The organism is Nocardioides panzhihuensis, from assembly GCF_013408335.1.
Taxonomy (GTDB): Bacteria; Actinomycetota; Actinomycetes; order Propionibacteriales; family Nocardioidaceae; genus Nocardioides; species Nocardioides panzhihuensis.
The window spans coordinates 5,460,708-5,477,750 of sequence record NZ_JACBZR010000001.1 but is presented as its reverse complement, the minus strand read 5'-3'; the positions used below and the strand labels follow the sequence as shown (position 1 = coordinate 5,477,750).

Here is a 17,043-nt window from a genome sequence, read left to right as displayed (position 1 = left end):
GTCCCCGTGAAGTCCATCGTCGTACACGCCGGCCTCCCCAAGACCGGCACCTCCGCCGTCCAAGCCTTCTTCAACTCCAATGGGGAAGCGCTCGCGAAGGCCGGCATCTTCTACCCAGCGCACACCGTCGACAGAAACGGCATCAGCGCCGGCAACGCCGGCTCGCTCATGGAGCGTTCGGGCCATCTCTTCGTGGCCTCGTCGCGGGAGGTGACGAGGACGCTCGAGGAGTTCGAGGCGAGCGGCTGTCACACCCTGCTGCTCTCCTCGGAGGCCTTCCTCCCCGAGCTGCGCGGGATCGCCGAGCTGCTGCCGCCTCAGGCACAGTTCGTCCTGTACGTCCGTGACCCCCTCGCCTTCCTGGAGTCCGACTACAACCAACGGGTCAAGCGGATCGGCCATCTGCAACCTTTCGCGGCGGAGCCGGATGCCTACGGCGGATGGCTGGGTCACGAACACCTCTACAACGCGCTCGACTCCGAGGCGGTGCGCTCCCGGCTCGTCCTGCGGCCCTACCTGCCGGAGCTCTTCGTCGGGGACAACCTGCTGACCGACCTGCTCGACACGGCCGAGATCGACACCACCGGACTCGGCGACCTGTGGCTGCAGAAGGTCAATCTCTCCTACTCGCTGCATGCGCTGGAGATCAAGCGTGCCCTCAACGCCCTCCCGCTCGGGCCGCAGCTGCAGGAGCGCCTCGACGTCCACCTCCAGTCCTGCCCGCTCGGTCCGATGACCTACACCCTGATCCCGCCCGCCGACCACGAACGGCTCCGCAAGATCGCCGACGACGAGCTACGTTCGCTGGCGCTGCGCTACGACATCGACTCGCTCGAGCCCATGCGTGAGCTGTTGCAGGAGAAGCAGCCGAAGCCCTTCCACCCGCAAGAGCTCACCGTGGACGAGGTCGACGCCGTCGTCCGACACATCGCCATCGTCGGCAAGCGCCTCACCCGGCGAATCGACCAGACGCTCGTCGAGCACCCCGAGATCGAGCTGGCCTATCCCTCTCTGCGCGACTCGTTCGCTGCCGCTGCCGCGGATCTGGGCGAGGAGCCCACGGGACGGAAGCGGCGTCGGCTCTCACGCTGGTTGAGCCGGGAGCGCTAGCGAGCGCGTCGAAACCAACACGGTCCGACGAAGCACCGAGACGACTGTGTTGGTCTCGACACGCCTCCGCCTAGCGGCTCCGGCGGCTCGACCACCGGGGACGGTCAGGTCAGATCCGCCACGACGATGGTGTGGTTGTCCGGCTCCCCTGCGGCGGCGACCGCAGCCGCGACCGCATCGGCGACCTCCTGAGGACCGGCCTCGGCGGTGATCAGGGCGGCGAGGTCGTCGACCCAGGAGTGGACGCCGTCGGTGGTCAGCACCAGCCGGTCGCCGGACATCAGGTCGAGGATGATCTCGTCTGCGACGACTCCCGGGACGAGCGCGCGGTTGAGCACAGATCGGTGCTCGTGCGAGCGCGCCTCGTCGGCGGTGAGCTGGCCCGCCTCGACCATGGCAGCGACGACCGTGTGGTCATGGGTGGCCTGGCGTACCTCTCCGTCTCGCACCAGGAAGACTCTCGCGTCGCCGATGTGGGTGATCCGCGCGGTCGAGCCGTGCAGGTCGACGGCGGTCAGGGTGGTGCCGCCCTTCGAGACGTCGCGGGCGACCTCGGTGATGGCGTTGGCCAGACCCCCGGCGGCGTACGCGGTCAGGGCTGCTCCGGCGAGATCGTCACGTCCTCCGAAACCGTCGGCGACGGCGATCAGCTCCGGGGTGAGCAGGACGGCGTCCTGCTGGGTGGCGCGGCCACCCTGCTCGTGGCTGACGCCGAACTCTGCGCGCAGCCTGTCGGTGGTAGTGGTCATCGGTCGTGCCTCGATCCTCAATCGGTGGACGAGGGCGGAGACCATGGTGCGGCGCGTGGCGGTGTCGGCCTCGACCTGGCGCCAGTAGGTCTCGACCTCGGCCGCCGCACGAGCAGCGGGCATGTCGAGAACCTCGCGGATCCGGGCCAGTGGCATCCCGACCAGCCGCAACGACGCCACCAGACGGGCGCGTTCGACCTGGTCAGGGGCGTATCGACGATAGCCGGACGACGCATCCACCTCTGCAGGCAGCAGCAGACCGAGGTCGTCGTACAACCTCAGCGCCTTCGGCGTCAGCCCGGTCGCCCGGGCGAAGTCGCCGATGTTCACCAGCCCTTCCAGGCCGCTCATCTGCGCTCGCTGACGCTCGCTCATGGTCACCATCCTCCCCGGTGATGGTCACCGGTGGAAGCAGATTGGTGCTTCCCCTTGGGGGAACCTCAAGGCCTGCTTGTCGAGCGGCGTATGCGACTGGGTCTCGACAAGCTCGACCACCGGCGGCCTCGGTTTGCACTCACAGATAGGTTCACCTCCATGAAACTGCGTGCGCGTGCACTTGAGCTTCTCGTCTTCACGGTCGGTGTCGGCACCCTGGGATCCGAGATGGCCGCGGCACGCCTCCTCGCTCCCTGGTTCGGCGACTCGACGATCGTGTGGGCCAACACGATCGCGACGGTGCTGGTCGCTCTCGCGATCGGCTACTCCGTCGGCGGCCGGCTCGCCGACCGGAACCCGAACCCCGCCAGCCTCGCCAAGATCGTGCTGTTCGCCGCTCTGCTGCTGGCTGCCGTGCCGTTCGTCGCCAAGCCGTTCCTGCCGCTGGCGGTCAGAGCGGTCGAGCAGCTCAGCATCGCTACATTTGCCGGCTCGCTGGTCGGGGTGGGAGTCCTGCTCGCTTTCCCGCTCTTCCTGCTCGGCATGGTCAGCCCGTACGCCGTCCGGCTGAGCGTCGAATCCGTCGAGGACTCCGGCCACGCAGCCGGCCGGCTCTACGCGATCTCGACGATCGGCTCGCTGGTCGGCACCTTCGCCGCCTCGCTGTTCCTCATCCCCGTGGTCGGGACGCAGCGTACGTTCTTGATCTTCGCCTTCCTGATCGCGCTCGCCACGATCCCGCACCTGGTCCGCAGGGGCTCGGCCAAGTCCGCGCTGCCCGCCGTGCTCGTACCGATCGTGATCCTCGGCCTCACCGCGCTGCCGACTGGGTCGGTCAAGACCGTGACCAGCAACGGCGGCGAGGTGATCTGGGAGAAGGAGACGGAGTACCAGTACGCCCGAGTGGTCGAGTACGACGACGGCAGCCGCTACCTCGAGCTGAACGAGGGCCACGCGGTGCACTCCGTCTACAACGAGGGCGAGTGGCTCACCGGCGCCTACTGGGACGAGATGCTGTCGCTGTCGTACGCCGGCGCGGAGGCCCCGAAGTCGGTGGCGATCCTGGGCTCGGCCGCCGGGACGACCGCGCGCCAGTTCGGCCATTTCGCTCCCGACACCCGAGTGGACGCCGTCGAGATCGACGAGGACGTCACCAAGGTCGGCCAGGAGCTCTTCGACCTCGAGGACCAGCCGAACCTCCACCTCCACACCGCCGACGCCCGCCCGTGGCTGCAGAAACAGACCCGGAAGTACGACGCGATCATGGTCGACGCCTACCACCAGCCCTACATCCCGTTCTACCTGACCACGAAGGAGTTCTTCGCCCTGGCGAAGTCCCACCTGAACCCTGGCGGGGTGCTGGTCGTGAACTCAGCCCACCCGGAGGGCTCGACAGCGCTGGAGAAGGTCCTCACGGCAACCCTGCGTACCTCGTTTGGTGAGGCGGTGTGGCGGTCGGACTCCGGCCCCACCAACACCCACCTGATCGCGACCGTCGACCCGAAGGCCGCCCCGGTCGCCAGCTTGACTGCCACCGCCGAGTCGCAGCCCGCCGAGCTGGCCGGTGCCCTCACCGACTCTGCTGCCCGGATCGAGCCGGCGCTGCGGGGCGGGACGGTCTACACCGATGACGTCGCGCCGGTCGAGTGGCTCACCGACCTGAGTCTTCTCGAGGTCGCCTGACAGTCGGCAGCGAGCTTGCGAGCTGCCGGCGTCGTCAGGTGAGATCGAGCGAGCGCGCGGCTGAGCTTGCGAAGCCGCGTCCGCGTGTCGAGATCCACTGGGAGGAGACATGACCTCCCCGATGGGCGTCTTACGCAGGCACCCGACGCAGACCTGGTCGGGAGCTACCCGGCTGAGTCTGCGCGGCGGCAGCACGTGCCACGTGCCGAGGCGGCGACCACACATGGTCGACACGTACCCGTTGGTCTTCTTGCCCGAGCGAAGGTGCCAGAAGCTGCCTCGGTCGGTCCGGTAGACCAACGGATCCTTCGCCAGGACCGGCGGCCTCTCACTGGACCCCATGCTGAGTCTTGCGTCTACGAACACGAATTCCCCCCAAGGAATGTCGATGGCTCTCGTCGTTGAGTGCCTCGAGACGCCGGTCTCCAGCGGGGGCCAAGCGCCCAACGCCCCGAGGCTTGTTCGACCATAAGTCCACTCGTTGCAATGGGTCAAGGCTGAAAGGCTGGGGCTATGCGGCTATTCGGGATCTGTACGGCTCAGTAACGTGTTCTCCTATGAGCAACCCCCGTCCGCGCGGCCTGCCGAAATACCTCCACGTGGCCGACTATCTGCGGGCCCAGATCGACGACGGCACCTACCTGCCGGGCGAGCGTCTACCGACCGAGCCCGAGCTGATGGACACCTTCCCCTACGACCGCGCCACCATCCGGCGAGGCCTGGCGGTGCTGCGCAACGAGGGCCTCATCACCAGCGAGCAGGGCCGTGGGGTCTTCGTACGCGACGCCACCAAGACCCGCTACGACCTGATGAGCATGCTGATCACGGACCCGAGCCACCCGGCGAAGCCGGACGCGGCCTACCACCAGCCGCCGCGCGGTCCGGACGACGGCATCTCGATCGAGCACTCCTACGAGGTGATCGCGGCCGGCGAGAAGCTCGGGGAGGCCTTCGACCTCGACCCGCGCAGCGAGCTGCTCAGCACCACCTTCACGTTCTACATCAGCGGCGACACGGCCGAATACCGCACCACGGCCTACATCCCCTATCCGCTGGTCGTCGACACCCCGCTGGCCACCCCGTCCGACGACTGGCCGCAGCCGCCGATCAAGGACCTGCTGGCCACGGTCGGCGTGAAGGTCACCACGGTCGCGATGGACATCGAGTCACGCATGCCTACGCCGCAGGAGACCTTCGACCTGCAGATCCCCGACGGCACCCCGGTCCTCTCCGACCGGCGCCGGTTCCTGGCCGACGACCGGGTCGTGTGCGTCACCGACTCGGTCGGGGTCGCCGACCGGATCGTCTACGGGCTGGACCTCAAGCTGCAGTGACCCCTCGACCAGCGGGTGCGCTCAGGCGAGGTCGTGGACGAACTCGGAGAGCTGGGTGAGGTTGCGGCACTCCCGCATCTCGATGATCGACCCGTAACGGGTCGCCTCGGAGTCACCGGTGTCCCACTGCGTACGGACCTCGGGGTTGAGCCAGTGGGCGTGCCGGCTCGACTCGGCCATCGCCCGCAACGAGTCGACGGCGAGGTCGGAGTAGTTGGAGCGGGCGTCGCCGAGGATCAGCAGGGAAGACTTGGGGCCAAGGGCGTCGGCGTGGCGCTCCTGGAAGAGGGAGAACGCGCGACCGTAGTTGGTGCGCCCCATCCGAGCCGAGTGCTCGGTCGCCTTCGTCAGCTCGGTCATCGTGTCGACCAGGTCGGCGCCGGGCTTGAAGTAGGACGTGACCTCGTGGATCTCGTCGACGAAGGTGAACGCGCGCACCTTCCCGAACTGCTCCCGCAGCGCGAAGACGAGCATCAGCGTGAACGTCGCGAAGTTGGAGACCGAACCCGACACGTCGCACAGGATCACCAGCTCGGTGCGATGCGGCCGTTTGGGCCGGTAGCGCAGGTCGACAGGGACGCCGCCGGTGGACATCGAGGACCGCAACGTACGCCGCAGATCCACCGCCCCGCGGCGGTGGGCGTGGTGCTCCTGGGTGAGCCTGGTCGCCAGCCGGCGCGCCAGCGGATAGATCTCGCGCCGCAGCGCCTCCAGGTCGGCCCGGCGGGCGTGGAGGAAGTCGAGCTTCTCGATGGTCGGGCGTACGGCGATCTTGGCGATCTGCTCGGGGCCCTTCTCCTCCGCGATCCGACGGCGGGCATCGGCCTCGACGAGGCCGGCGAAGCGGTCGACGCGGCGGGTGCCGGCCCGCGCGGCCTCCTCGTTGGTCCAGCCGCCCTGCTGAAGCCCTTCGATGAGGCGCGAGGTGAGCTCGTCGGTCGAGAGCCGGCGCAGCGCGGTGTAGGACGACCACGAGCTCAAGCCCGGGCCGCGACCGGGCATCGCACCGAAGCGGGCCACCGCCTCGGCGGCCAACTGACGGAGCATCTCGACGTCGTCGGCCTGCAGCGCCTCCGCCAGCCGCTCGGTGAACTCGTCGAGGGCCTCGGGCCCGTCCTTCGCCACCCCGGCGGCCTCGGCCGACCCGGGTGAGAACAACTCAGTCATGCCGGAGCCGATCATCCGCGGGAAGTAGAGCTCGAAGAGTCCGTCGAAGGTGGCGCGCTGGTTGGCGCGCTTGACCAGGGTCGCGGCGTACGCCTCCTTGACCTGATGGCGATCGTTCCAGCCGATCAGGCCCATGGCGGTGACCGCGTCGAGACCCTCCGAGAGCGACACCGGCAACCCCGCTCCCCGAAGCGCTTCGAGGAACTCGATGTGCCGGTCGAGGAGGGTCACCTCTTCAACCGCAGCTCTCGGACCGCGCGGTCGACGTCGGAGGAGTGCTTGAGGACGACGCCGAGGGTGTCGGCGACGGCCTTGTCGGAGAGATCGGTGATCTCCAGCGCGATCAGGGTGCGAGCCCAGTCGACCGACTCGGCGATCGAGGGTGACTTCTTCAGCTCCAGCTCGCGCAGCCGGCCGATCACGGAGACGAGCTGACGCGCAACCGCGTCGTCGAGCCCGGGCACCTGGGACAGCACGATCTCCCGCTCGCGGTCAGCCTCTGGATAGTCGAGGTGAAGATAGAGGCAGCGTCGCTTGAGCGCCTCGGAGAGCTCGCGGGTGGCGTTGGACGTGAGCACCACGAGCGGACGACGGGTCGAGACCATCGTGCCGAGCTCGGGGATGGTCACCTGGAAGTCGGAGAGCACCTCGAGCAGCAGACCCTCGACCTCGACGTCGGTCTTGTCGACCTCGTCGATGAGCAGCACTGTCGGCTCCTCGCGGCGGATCGCGGTCAGCAGCGGCCTGGTCAGCAGGAACTCTTCGGAGAAGATGTCGCCGTGGGTCTCCTCCCAGGCCTGACCGTCGTCGACGGCCTGGATGCGGAGGAGCTGCTTCTTGTAGTTCCACTCGTACAGCGCCCGGGCCTCGTCGAGGCCCTCGTAGCACTGCAGCCTGACCAGCTCCGCCCCGGTCGCGCGGGTGATCGCCTTGGCCAGCTCGGTCTTGCCGACCCCAGCCGGTCCTTCGACGAGCACCGGCTTCTCCAGCGCCCCCGCCAGATAGGTCGTCAACGCGGTCGAGCCGTCCGCGAGATAGCCGACGTCTCCCAGCCGGGTGACGGCCTCGGCGGGCGAGGAGAACCAGGAAGACGTACGCGAAGGCATGACGCGACACTAGCGAGTCTGGCCCTCGTCCGCCCCCGGTGTCCGGATGGGACGTACGTCACAGTGCATTCGAACCCCAACATGAGCCGTCACCGTGGAGCCCGTCCGTCGTTGGGCAAACGTGCACTCGGACACACCGCGACCGCTGACGTTCGTCGTCGTCGCCATGAAGGTATGCGCGCTGACGGCGCTGGCAGCCTTCTGTCTGGTTGCCCTCGCCCAGCAGTCCGAACCTCGGTCGCTGGCGAAGAAGGAGCAGCCCGAGCTCGCCACGATGCTCGAGCAGCACCACTGCCTGGCTCCGCCGACGATCGCGCCCTGGCGACGGGAGAGCGCCATCATCCGCTCACCGCTCGGCGAGCTGAAGCACGTCACCCTCGACGTCGGTCACCTGATCGAGCAGGGCAAGGCCGAAGGCGAGCTGATCGCCTTCTGCGCAGACCCGGCTCCCGTGGACGCGTCGTCTCACGACGCTCCCTAGGCCGGTCAGCTGGCCTCGGCGAGCGTGTCCGCGAACAGCCCGAGCACGCGGTCCAACGCGGCCCGGTCTCCCTCGACCTCGAGTCCGGCCTCGGCGATCGCCGCGTCCACCGGGTAACCCATGAACACCACTCCGGTCCAGGCCGTCGAGTCGCCCGCGACGGTGATGTCGGCGTCCTCGAGGGTTCCCTCGGCGAGATCGAACTGGTTGCCGTTCCAGATCAGCCGGAACTGCTGCGGGTCGGCGTCGGGAAGGCGTGCGTCCGTCAGCTCCCAGGCGACACTGATCGGCTCCGGGGTGACCGCACTGCCCGGAGGCACCATCGTGCGCATCGCCACCATCACGCCGCTGGGTGTCATCCCGGCGGACATGATCGGGAAGCGTGTCGAGCCGTGGGCCCAGCGCCCGAGAGCTCCGAGGATCGACTCGAGCTCGCGGCCCCAGGGCGTGAGGGCGTAGGCCGTCGTCTTGGTGATGTAACCGAGCTCGGTCTCCACCACGACCCCCGCGTGCTCCAGGAACTGCAGCCGGTCCTTGAGCTCGGCGGTGTCGACCCCGATCACGGAGGACTCCAGGTCGCGTGCCGTACGCGGCCCGAACATCAGCTCGCGCACCACGATCAGGCTCCACCGATCACCGATCAGGTCCAGAGCGTGGGCAGCCGCGCACGCGTCTCCCAGGTCCCCGTAGGTCAGGTTCAGGGTCACGTCGATCCTCTCCGAGTCGTTCGAACCCATCAAGGGTAGTGAGCCCGGACTCCACGTCATCAGTGCCAGAGGTCCCGGGCCTACGCGATGGTCGCGTACGCAGCGGCCACCCGCTCCACGGCCCGCCGGTCCCCCTCGATGCCCATCGCCCCGATCGGCGCCCCGGCGAAGACGACGTCGGCCCAGGCCGACGAGTCGCCGGTGACGGTCGCCCCGGGCGCATCGTCAGCGCCCTCGGTCAGCTCGAAACGGTCCTCGTCCCAGTGCAGCGTGTAGTGGCGTACGCCTGCGGCGGGACGCCGCTCGTCGTGCAGCTCGATCGCGATCCGGACCGGTCCGTCGTCCGCCTCGGCGAGGTCGGCGTAGGGGGCCATGGTGCGCATCGCGACGATCACCCCGTCGGGGGTCATGCTTCCTTCCGGCACCGGGAAGGCGGGCGAGCGCTGCGCCCATCGCCCGAGCGAGCGCATCACGTCCTCCAGTCCCTCTCCCCACTCGGTGAGCCGGTAGACGCGGGTCTGTCCGAGATCGTCGAGCTGTGCCTGCTCGACGACGCCGCTGTCTCGCAGTGCCCTCAGTCGCGAGGTGAGGACCGCCGGCGTGATCCCGACGACGGCAGATGCCAGATCTGCGAACCGGCGCGGGCCGAGCATCAGCTCCCGCGCGATCACCATGCTCCACCGATCCCCGATGACGTCCATCGCGTGCGCTGTCGCGCAGGCATCACCCAGGTCGGCGTACGTCTGCTTCTTCGGCATCGATCCTCCAAACTCTCTTCACAAGAGTATCAACTATGTTTAATGTAGTGTCCGGGGGTTTCATCCGGCTCCACCGCTATCGAGGAGATCCAGATGCGCACGACGATCGCACTGCCGACCCGGGACCGCGCCCGGTCCCATGTCTTCCTCCGGGACGGCCTCGGCCTCGACACACCGGGCGAGCCGGCCGAGGACGGGGTCCCCGAGCCGCTGCGTGCGACCCTGTCGGACTCCTGCGAGGTGATGATGATCCCGACCGGCGGGTTCAAGTGGGTCACCGGTCAGCTCGGGGACGAGCAGATGGATGCGGCGACCCTGCCCGCACCGGAGAGCCCGAAGCAGTGCCTGGTCACCATCGAGCTCGGCTCGCGCGACGAGGTCGAGGCGCGCTACGCGGCCGCCATGGCTCTCGGCCGCGGCATGATCGAGCCGGAGTCGGCGCCGTGGGGTGAATACCGCGCGGTCGTCGCAGACCCCGACGGACACCTGTGGCAGCTGACGGCTCACTGAGACCGGGCATGGCGCCCTTAGAATCTACGTATGGCCGGAGACGACACACGCATGCTGCTGCTCGGGGCAGTGGCGCTCTTCGAACCCGTCAACGGCTATCAGATCCGGCGCGAGCTGATGTCGTGGCAGGTCGACCAATGGGCCAACATCAACCCGGGCTCGATCTACCACGCACTGACCTCGCTCACCGAGAAGGGCCATCTGACCAGGCACGATCTGGTCGACAACGGGCGTCCGGTCGCGGTCTACGAGATCAGCGCCGGTGGCCGGGCAGAGCTGGAGCGCCTGGTCAGCAGCTCACTGGAGAGCGTCGACGTCTACAACGGCGTCTCCTTCTACGCGGCGTTCTCGCTGGTGCCGCTGCTGGAGCGGCCGGCCGTGATCCAGAATCTGAGCCTCCGGCTGAAGACTCTGGAGCGCACGATCAAGGAGCTCGACGCCGCGGTCCTGGCGAATCCCCACATGGCGCCGCCGCACACGGTCGCCGCGCTGCGCCTCCAGCTCGACAAGCTCCGCTCGGAGCGAGTGTGGCTGGTGGAGCTCCTGGACGACGTACGCAGCGGCAAGCTCTTCTTCGCCGGCGACGCGCCCGACTGGGCACCTGCCGACGACGACCCGGGCTGGCAGATGGACGCCGACCGGAAGCGCTACCGGGAGATGCTGCGCGGCTGAGGCCGGTGCGGTTGGACCGAAGTCGCTTGACAACCTCGGGGTCAAAATTGAACACTCACGATATTCAAATTTGAATGGCTCGGTAAAACCGGGTGCTCGTTGTCGGTGGTCCGTGCTTGTCTGAGACCTGCACGCACAAGGGAGTGACACATGATTCACGCACGCGGCCTGAGGCACACCTTCGCCTCAGGCCATGGCAAGCAGAAGAAAGAAGTCGTCGCGGTCGACGGAGTCGACCTGGACGTCGAAGAGGGTGAGGTGGTCGGCTTCCTGGGCCCGAACGGCGCAGGCAAGACAACCACGCTTCGCATCCTCACCACCCTCCTCAAACCCACAGCCGGCACGGCCACCGTGGCCGGCTTCGACGTGGCCACGCAGTCCGTCGACGTCCGCAGGAGCATCGGCTACTGCTCCCAGGTGGGATCGACCTTCTCGGGGGCCTACGCCGGCGACGAGGTCGTCGACCACGGCATGCTCTACGGAATGTCCAAGAAGGACGCCGTCGCCCACGGGCAGGCGCTCTTCGAGAGGCTCCAGCTCGACGGGCTGTGGCGCCGCAAGCCGCGCAACATGTCCGGTGGCCAGAAGCGCCGCCTCGACATCGCGATGGCGCTGATCCACGCCCCGAAGCTGGTCTTCCTCGACGAGCCCACCACCGGGCTCGACCCGCAGGCGCGGGCCAACCTGTGGGACCACATCGCCTCGCTGCGTACGGACCACGGGGCGACGGTCTTCCTGACCACCCACTACCTCGACGAGGCCGACACGCTGGCTGACCGGCTCGTGGTCATCGACCAGGGCCGCATCGTCGCCAACGACACCCCGGAGAACCTCAAGGCCGCCATCTCCGGTGACCTGGTCTCCCTGGAGGTCTCTGGAGACGAGCAGGTGGCGATCGCGCGCGACAAGCTCGCTTCGATCTCGGAGAGCGTCGAGGTCGACGATCGATTCGTCAGCGGCCGGGTGCCGCGGGCCGGTAAGGCCGTCCCCGGGCTGCTCCGCGACCTGGAGTCCAGCGGAATCTCGCTGGAGTCGATCGAGGTCGCCCGCCCCACCCTGGACGACGTCTTCCTGACGCTGACCGGCCGCTCGCTGCGCGACGCCGAGGCAGGCACACCCGAGGCCGACGAGGCCGCCGAGATCCAGGAGGTCAAGTGATGACAGAGTTTCAGCAACCTGTCCTCAAGTCCGGGTTCTTCCGTGAGTCGATGGTCGTCTTCAACCGTCAGCTGCGGATGAACCTCCGCAACCCGGCCTGGGTGCTCATCGGAGTGATGCAGCCGATCCTCTACCTGCTGCTCTTCGGTCCGCTGCTCGAGCCGCTGATCGAGGAGCTCGGTGGCAACGCCTACAACTGGTTCGTCCCCGGCATGCTCGTCCAGCTCGGCATCTTCGGCGCGATGTTCGCCGGCTTCTCGCTCATCGGCGAGTGGCGCGAGGGCGTCATCGAGGCCGAGCGGGTCACCCCGGCGTCGCGCGGCGCGCTGCTGTTCGGTCGCCTCTACCGCGACCTGCTGCAGATCCTGGTGCAGGCGATCATCCTGGTCGCACTCGGCCTGCTGATGGGCATGGACTTCAAGCCAGTCGGGATCCTCGTCGGGATCGCGATCACCGTGATGATCGGTGGGGCGGGAGCCGCTGCCTCCAACGCGTTCGCACTGCTCGTGAAGAGCGAGGACGTGATGGCGCCGGTGACCAACATGCTGCTGATGCCGATCCTGCTGCTGTCCGGCATCTTCCTGCCGATGAGCTTCGGTGCCCAGTGGCTCCAGACGCTGGCCGACGTCATCCCGACCAAGCACATCGTCGACGCGGTGCGAGCCTCGTTCTTCGGTGACCTCGGGGTCGCCGACATCGGTTGGGGCGTGGGCTGGACGGCCGTCCTGTTCGTGCTCGCGGTCTGGTGGGGCATCTCCACGTTCCGCAAGGAGAACGCCTGACTTCTCCGGTGTTTCCTGCACTTCTCAGGTGTTGCAATGCCTGAGAAGTGCAGCAATACCCGGTTAACCGGGTATCCCGACACCCCGCAGATCTCAACCGAAACACCAGCGTCCTCTCAGCGGTGACTCAGCGAGGGGTGGCAAGGTAGGAGTGTGAACAGCCCTGCCACCCCCCGTGATGGGTCCAGCGACGGCCCGGGCGACAAGCCGCACGTGCTGGTCGTCGACGACGACAAGGCCGTGCGTGAGTCGCTGCGCCGGTCGCTGGAGTTCAACGGCTACGTGGTCGCCCTGGCCGGCGACGGCGCCGAGGCGCTGGCCGGCATCGCCAACCACGGGCCCGACGTGGTCGTGATGGACGTGATGATGCCTCGGCTCGACGGCATCGAGGCCACCAAGGCGCTGCGGGCAGCCGGCAACGACGTACCGATCCTGGTGCTGACCGCCCGCGACGCCGTCGGCGACAGGGTCGACGGCCTGGACGCCGGTGCCGACGACTACCTCACGAAGCCGTTCGCGCTCGAGGAGCTGCTGGCTCGGCTGCGAGCGCTGCTGCGCCGCGCGGCCCCGATCGGCGAGGACGACGAGGAGACGCTCCACTTCGCCGACCTGTCCATGAACACCACCACCCGCGAGGTGACCCGGGGCGAGCGGTCCATCGAGCTCACCCGCACCGAGTTCACGCTCCTGGAGATGTTCCTGCGCCGGCCCCGCCGCGTACTCGACCGGTCCTTCATCCTCGAAGAGGTGTGGGGCTACGACTTCCCGACCACGGCCAACTCGCTGGAGGTCTACGTCGGCTATCTGCGCCGCAAGACCGAGGCCGAGGGCGAGGCGCGGCTGATCCACACCGTACGCGGCATCGGCTATGTCCTGAAGGAGCCGTGAGCAGCGCCATGACCGCGACGGCCACCAGCTCGCGCTACCGCGGCTCCCTGGCGGGCCGGGTCACGCTGCTGACGACCCTCGCGGTCGCCGGCTCGATCGCGATGATCGCGATCGGGCTCTACTTCGTCGTACGCATCCAGCTGCAGGCCAACATGGACGAGTCGCTGCTGAAACGGGCCAATGTCGCTGCCGCGAACACCGCGTCCATCCAGGACACGCGGACCGGTAATGCCTTCCCGACCTGGGTGCTGAACGCCGGCGACATCCAGATCGCCGAGGTCGTCGACGCACACAACTACTGGTCGCCGACATATGGCACGTTCCCGTTACCCGGAAACCCTGAAGAGGCGGTAGCGAAGGGCAAGGCGAAGCAGGCGGTCCGGACGATCCACACCCAGAACGGTGTGTTCCGGGTCGTGAGCGTGCCGATCCCGGACAGCAACTCCGCGCTGATGCTGGCGCAGTCGCTGGAGCCGCAACAGGCGATGTACAAGCGGCTGGGGCTCGTCGTGCTCTTGTTCGGCGCCGCCGGCGTCGTCGCAGCGGCGTTCGCAGGCTGGGTCGTGGCGGCGGGCGGGCTGCGTCCGGTCCGACGGCTGACCGCCTCGGTCGACCGGATCGCGACCACCGAGGACCTCGCCCCGCTCCCGGTCGAGGGCGACGACGAGATCGCCCGGTTGGCCACCTCCTTCAACCGGATGCTCTCCGCCGTCTCCGCGTCCCGCGACCGCCAGCGGCAGCTGGTGGCGGACGCCTCGCACGAGCTGCGTACGCCGCTGACCTCGCTCCGCACCAACGTCGAGCTCCTCACCCAGGCGGATGCCTCGATCACGGGCGAGCAGCGGGCGGAGCTGCTCGGTGACATCCGCGCTCAGATCGAGGAGCTCACCAACCTGATCGGCGACCTAGTCGAGCTCGCCCGCGACGCGCCCGCCGAGCCGACGCTCGAGACGGTCGACCTCTCCGAGGTGGTGGACCGGGCACTCTCCCGCGTACGTCTGCGCGCGCCATCGGTCACGTTCACCGAGGAGCTGGCGCCGTGGTGGGTCATGGCCGATGCCAGCTCGCTGGAGCGGGCGGTCACCAACCTCCTCGACAACGCCGCCAAGTGGTCGCCGGAGTCGGGGACCGTACACATCGGCCTGCACGACGGCGAGCTCACCGTCGACGACGAGGGCCCCGGCATCGCCGAGGACGACATCCCCTACATCTTCGACCGGTTCTACCGCTCGACGGAGGCCCGCTCGATGCCCGGGTCCGGACTCGGGCTCGCTATCGTCCGGCAGGTCGCCGAGCGTACCGGCGGGTCGGTCTCGGCCGCCCGCTCGCCGCACGGCGGCGCACGGATGATCATGCACCTGCCCGGCTCGCCATCACCGCGGCCGGCCGAACCGCCCACAGCGGTGCTGAACAATTGAGGGTTGACCCGATGAAGTACGCAGTCCTGGCGCCAGCGTTGCTGGCGCTGCTCTCGCTCGCCGCCTGTGGGGCCGAGGAGCCCGACTCGCCGTCCGCGTCCTCGTCGGCGTCGGGTTCGGATCACTCCTCGAAGGAGACGTTCAACCCGTGCGACGGGCTCGACATCGCCCCCGTCGAGAAGGCCCTCGGCGCGCAGCTCCGCGTCGAGAAGGGCACCTCGGCCGCACCACGCTGCGCGCTCCTTCCCGAGGACTCGGGCGGGACTGCGTACGAGCTGAACTACCTGCCCTTCAACGGCACCCTCGCGGAGGCGTGGAAGACCATGGACGTGCAGTCCGGGGACGTCACCCAGCCCGAGATCAAGGGCGCCGACGACGCTCGGATGGTCAAGCAGCAGGGCGTCAGCTCGTACGCCATCACCGGCTTCGTCCAGAACGGGACCCTGATCCAGAGCTTCAACTCCGTCGACCTGGAGCCCTACGACGGCGATGCCATCGACCGCGCCGCCGAGGTCCTCCTCGAGCAGCTCAGCGCCAACGCCCCCTAGCCGAGACGACCGGAGCGAGGTCGAGCGGCGAGCTTGCTCGTCCGCTCGCGCCGAGCGAGGGAGTAACCGCGCGAAGCGCGGTGGCGTCAGCCGGCTAGTGCTTCTTCGTCTCGCGCCAGGAGCGCTCGAAGGGGAGACGCCAGGCGTGCGGGGCGATCAGCTGGTGGATCGAGTTGGGGCCCCAGGAGCCCGGAGCGTAGAGCCGCACCGGCGGCGGGTTCTCGAGGAGCGGCTGGGAGATCTCCCAGAGCGTCTCGATGCCCTCGGCGGTGGTGAAGAGGGTGTGGTCCCCGCGCATGGCGTCGTGGATGAGGCGCTCGTACGCCTCGAGGACGCCGGTCGAGGAGGTCGTGTCCTGCGTGGAGAACTGCATGGACAGCTTCTCCAGCTTCATCCCCGGGCCGGGGCGCTTGCCGTAGAAGGAGAGCGACATCTTCGACTGGTCGGCCAGGTCGAAGGTGAGGTGGTCGGGGCCCTGGGTGCCGGCGCCGGAGTTGGCCGGGAACATCGTCAGCGGCGGCTCCTTGAACGCGATCGAGATGATTCGCGCGCCCTCGGCCAGCTTCTTGCCGGTGCGGAGGAAGAACGGCACGCCCGCCCAGCGCCAGTTGTCGATGATCACCTTCATCGCGATGAAGGTCTCGGTGTCGGAGTCGTCGGCGACCTCGTTCTTGCCGCGGTAGCCGGAGTATTGACCTCGGACGACGTTCTTCGGCTTCAGCGGCTGGATCGAGCGGAAGACCTTGTTCTTCTCCTCGCCGATCGGGTCTGGAGCCAGTGAGGTCGGCGGCTCCATCGCCATGAACGCGAGCACCTGCATCAGGTGGGTCACGACCATGTCGCGGTAGGCACCGGTGCTCTCGTAGAACGCGGTGCGACCCTCGAGTCCCAGGGTCTCGGGGATGTCGATCTGGACGTGGTCGATGAAGTTGCGGTTCCAGATCGGCTCGAAGAGTCCGTTGGCGAAGCGGAAAGCGAGGATGTTCTGCGCCGCCTCCTTGCCGAGGAAGTGGTCGATCCGAAAGATCTGCTCCTCGGAGAAGACCTCGTGGATCTTCGCGTTGAGCTCCTTGGCCGACTCGAGGTCGGTGCCGAAGGGCTTCTCCATGATGATCCGGGCGCGCTCGACGAGGTCGGCCTCCTCGAGCTGACGGATCACGTCTTGGGCGGCCCTCGGCGGGACGCTGAGGTAGTGGAGGCGACGGATGTCGCTGCCTGCGCCCTGGAGCTTCTTCTCGGCGAGCTTCACCGCGTCGGCCAGTGCGTGCGGGCCTTCCTTGGTCGAGACGTAGGAGAGCATCCCGCCGAAGGCCTTCCACCGCTCGTCGGTGATGTCGCCCTTGCCGAACTCCTCGCACGCCTCGCGCGCGAACGCCATGAACTGCTCGTCGGACATCTCCTCCAGCGAGGTGCCGACGATCTGCGCGTCCGTCATCAGCCCGGCCTCGTTGAGTCTGAGCAGGCCAGGCAGGAGCTTGCGGCGCGCCAGATCACCCGTCGCACCGAAGAGCACGATCACATGTGGCAGGGCTTTGTCATCGATGGTCGCCATGATGTCTCCCACGGTAGTCCTCGTTTTATGAACGTTCCAATAGAC

17 protein-coding genes are annotated in these 17,043 nt (G+C 68.0%); 11 read left to right on the top strand and 6 right to left on the bottom strand.

Annotated features, from left to right (window positions below; genetic code table 11):
- Positions 1-6: 6 nt before the first annotated feature.
- Positions 7-1,110: a hypothetical protein gene (locus tag BJ988_RS25930; RefSeq protein ID WP_179660722.1), complete on the top strand. Its 1,104-nt coding sequence runs from the start codon at positions 7-9 to the stop codon at positions 1,108-1,110.
- Between the two features lie 104 nt (positions 1,111-1,214).
- Here the strand turns inward: BJ988_RS25930 and BJ988_RS25925 are convergent, their stop codons facing one another.
- Entirely contained in the window at positions 1,215-2,234 is a 1,020-nt protein-coding gene (locus tag BJ988_RS25925) for a MerR family transcriptional regulator (RefSeq protein WP_218861118.1), read from the bottom strand.
- A gap of 159 nt (positions 2,235-2,393) precedes the next feature.
- Between BJ988_RS25925 and BJ988_RS25920 the strand changes: the two genes are divergently transcribed.
- Both BJ988_RS25920 and BJ988_RS25915 read left to right on the top strand, forming a co-directional pair.
- Positions 2,394-3,917 (top strand): spermidine synthase, encoded by a 1,524-nt coding sequence (locus tag BJ988_RS25920; RefSeq protein ID WP_246321579.1) that lies wholly within the window; start codon positions 2,394-2,396, stop codon positions 3,915-3,917.
- A 557-nt stretch (positions 3,918-4,474) separates the two neighbouring features.
- Positions 4,475-5,251 (top strand): GntR family transcriptional regulator, encoded by a 777-nt coding sequence (locus BJ988_RS25915; RefSeq protein WP_179660721.1) that lies wholly within the window; start codon positions 4,475-4,477, stop codon positions 5,249-5,251.
- 21 nt (positions 5,252-5,272) lie between these two features.
- Here the strand turns inward: BJ988_RS25915 and BJ988_RS25910 are convergent, their stop codons facing one another.
- Both BJ988_RS25910 and BJ988_RS25905 read right to left on the bottom strand, forming a co-directional pair.
- Positions 5,273-6,649, bottom strand: coding sequence for a VWA domain-containing protein (locus BJ988_RS25910; RefSeq protein ID WP_179660720.1), 1,377 nt, complete (start codon positions 6,647-6,649; stop codon positions 5,273-5,275).
- Positions 6,646-7,524, bottom strand: coding sequence for an AAA family ATPase (locus BJ988_RS25905; RefSeq protein ID WP_179660719.1), 879 nt, complete (start codon positions 7,522-7,524; stop codon positions 6,646-6,648). Before BJ988_RS25905 ends, BJ988_RS25910 begins: the two co-directional genes overlap by 4 nt.
- Before the next feature lie 121 nt (positions 7,525-7,645).
- Here BJ988_RS25905 and BJ988_RS25900 point away from each other — a divergent pair, with 121 nt between their 5' ends.
- Positions 7,646-8,005, top strand: coding sequence for a hypothetical protein (locus BJ988_RS25900; RefSeq protein ID WP_179660718.1), 360 nt, complete (start codon positions 7,646-7,648; stop codon positions 8,003-8,005).
- 5 nt (positions 8,006-8,010) lie between these two features.
- Here the strand turns inward: BJ988_RS25900 and BJ988_RS25895 are convergent, their stop codons facing one another.
- Entirely contained in the window at positions 8,011-8,712 is a 702-nt protein-coding gene (locus BJ988_RS25895) for a winged helix-turn-helix transcriptional regulator (RefSeq protein ID WP_179660717.1), read from the bottom strand.
- 80 nt (positions 8,713-8,792) lie between these two features.
- Positions 8,793-9,470, bottom strand: a complete 678-nt coding sequence (locus tag BJ988_RS25890) for a winged helix-turn-helix transcriptional regulator (protein ID WP_179660716.1) — start codon at positions 9,468-9,470, stop codon at positions 8,793-8,795.
- Positions 9,471-9,563: 93 nt separating this feature from the next.
- Here BJ988_RS25890 and BJ988_RS25885 point away from each other — a divergent pair, with 93 nt between their 5' ends.
- From BJ988_RS25885 to BJ988_RS25855, 7 genes are all read left to right on the top strand, one after another.
- Entirely contained in the window at positions 9,564-9,980 is a 417-nt protein-coding gene (locus BJ988_RS25885; protein WP_179660715.1) for a VOC family protein, read from the top strand.
- A gap of 30 nt (positions 9,981-10,010) precedes the next feature.
- Complete coding sequence (locus BJ988_RS25880) at positions 10,011-10,652, top strand: PadR family transcriptional regulator (protein WP_246321578.1); 642 nt, start codon at positions 10,011-10,013, stop codon at positions 10,650-10,652.
- A gap of 150 nt (positions 10,653-10,802) precedes the next feature.
- On the top strand, positions 10,803-11,810 hold the full coding sequence (locus BJ988_RS25875; protein ID WP_179660714.1) for an ATP-binding cassette domain-containing protein: 1,008 nt from the start codon (positions 10,803-10,805) through the stop codon (positions 11,808-11,810).
- Entirely contained in the window at positions 11,810-12,592 is a 783-nt protein-coding gene (locus BJ988_RS25870; RefSeq protein WP_179660713.1) for an ABC transporter permease, read from the top strand. The genes BJ988_RS25875 and BJ988_RS25870 overlap by 1 nt, the downstream gene beginning before the upstream one ends.
- A gap of 153 nt (positions 12,593-12,745) precedes the next feature.
- A complete protein-coding gene (locus tag BJ988_RS25865; RefSeq protein ID WP_292651157.1) occupies positions 12,746-13,480 on the top strand; it encodes a response regulator transcription factor in 735 nt (244 codons plus the stop codon).
- Positions 13,477-14,898, top strand: a complete 1,422-nt coding sequence (locus tag BJ988_RS25860) for a sensor histidine kinase (RefSeq protein ID WP_343051797.1) — start codon at positions 13,477-13,479, stop codon at positions 14,896-14,898. Before BJ988_RS25865 ends, BJ988_RS25860 begins: the two co-directional genes overlap by 4 nt.
- Before the next feature lie 11 nt (positions 14,899-14,909).
- The gene (locus BJ988_RS25855; RefSeq protein ID WP_179660712.1) at positions 14,910-15,446 is read left to right on the top strand and encodes a hypothetical protein; all 537 of its coding nucleotides are present in this window, start codon (positions 14,910-14,912) and stop codon (positions 15,444-15,446) included.
- A gap of 94 nt (positions 15,447-15,540) precedes the next feature.
- On the opposite strand, the gene zwf is transcribed toward BJ988_RS25855, so the two are convergent.
- Positions 15,541-16,998 (bottom strand): glucose-6-phosphate dehydrogenase, encoded by a 1,458-nt coding sequence (gene zwf, locus BJ988_RS25850; RefSeq protein WP_179660711.1) that lies wholly within the window; start codon positions 16,996-16,998, stop codon positions 15,541-15,543.
- Positions 16,999-17,043: the final 45 nt, after the last annotated feature.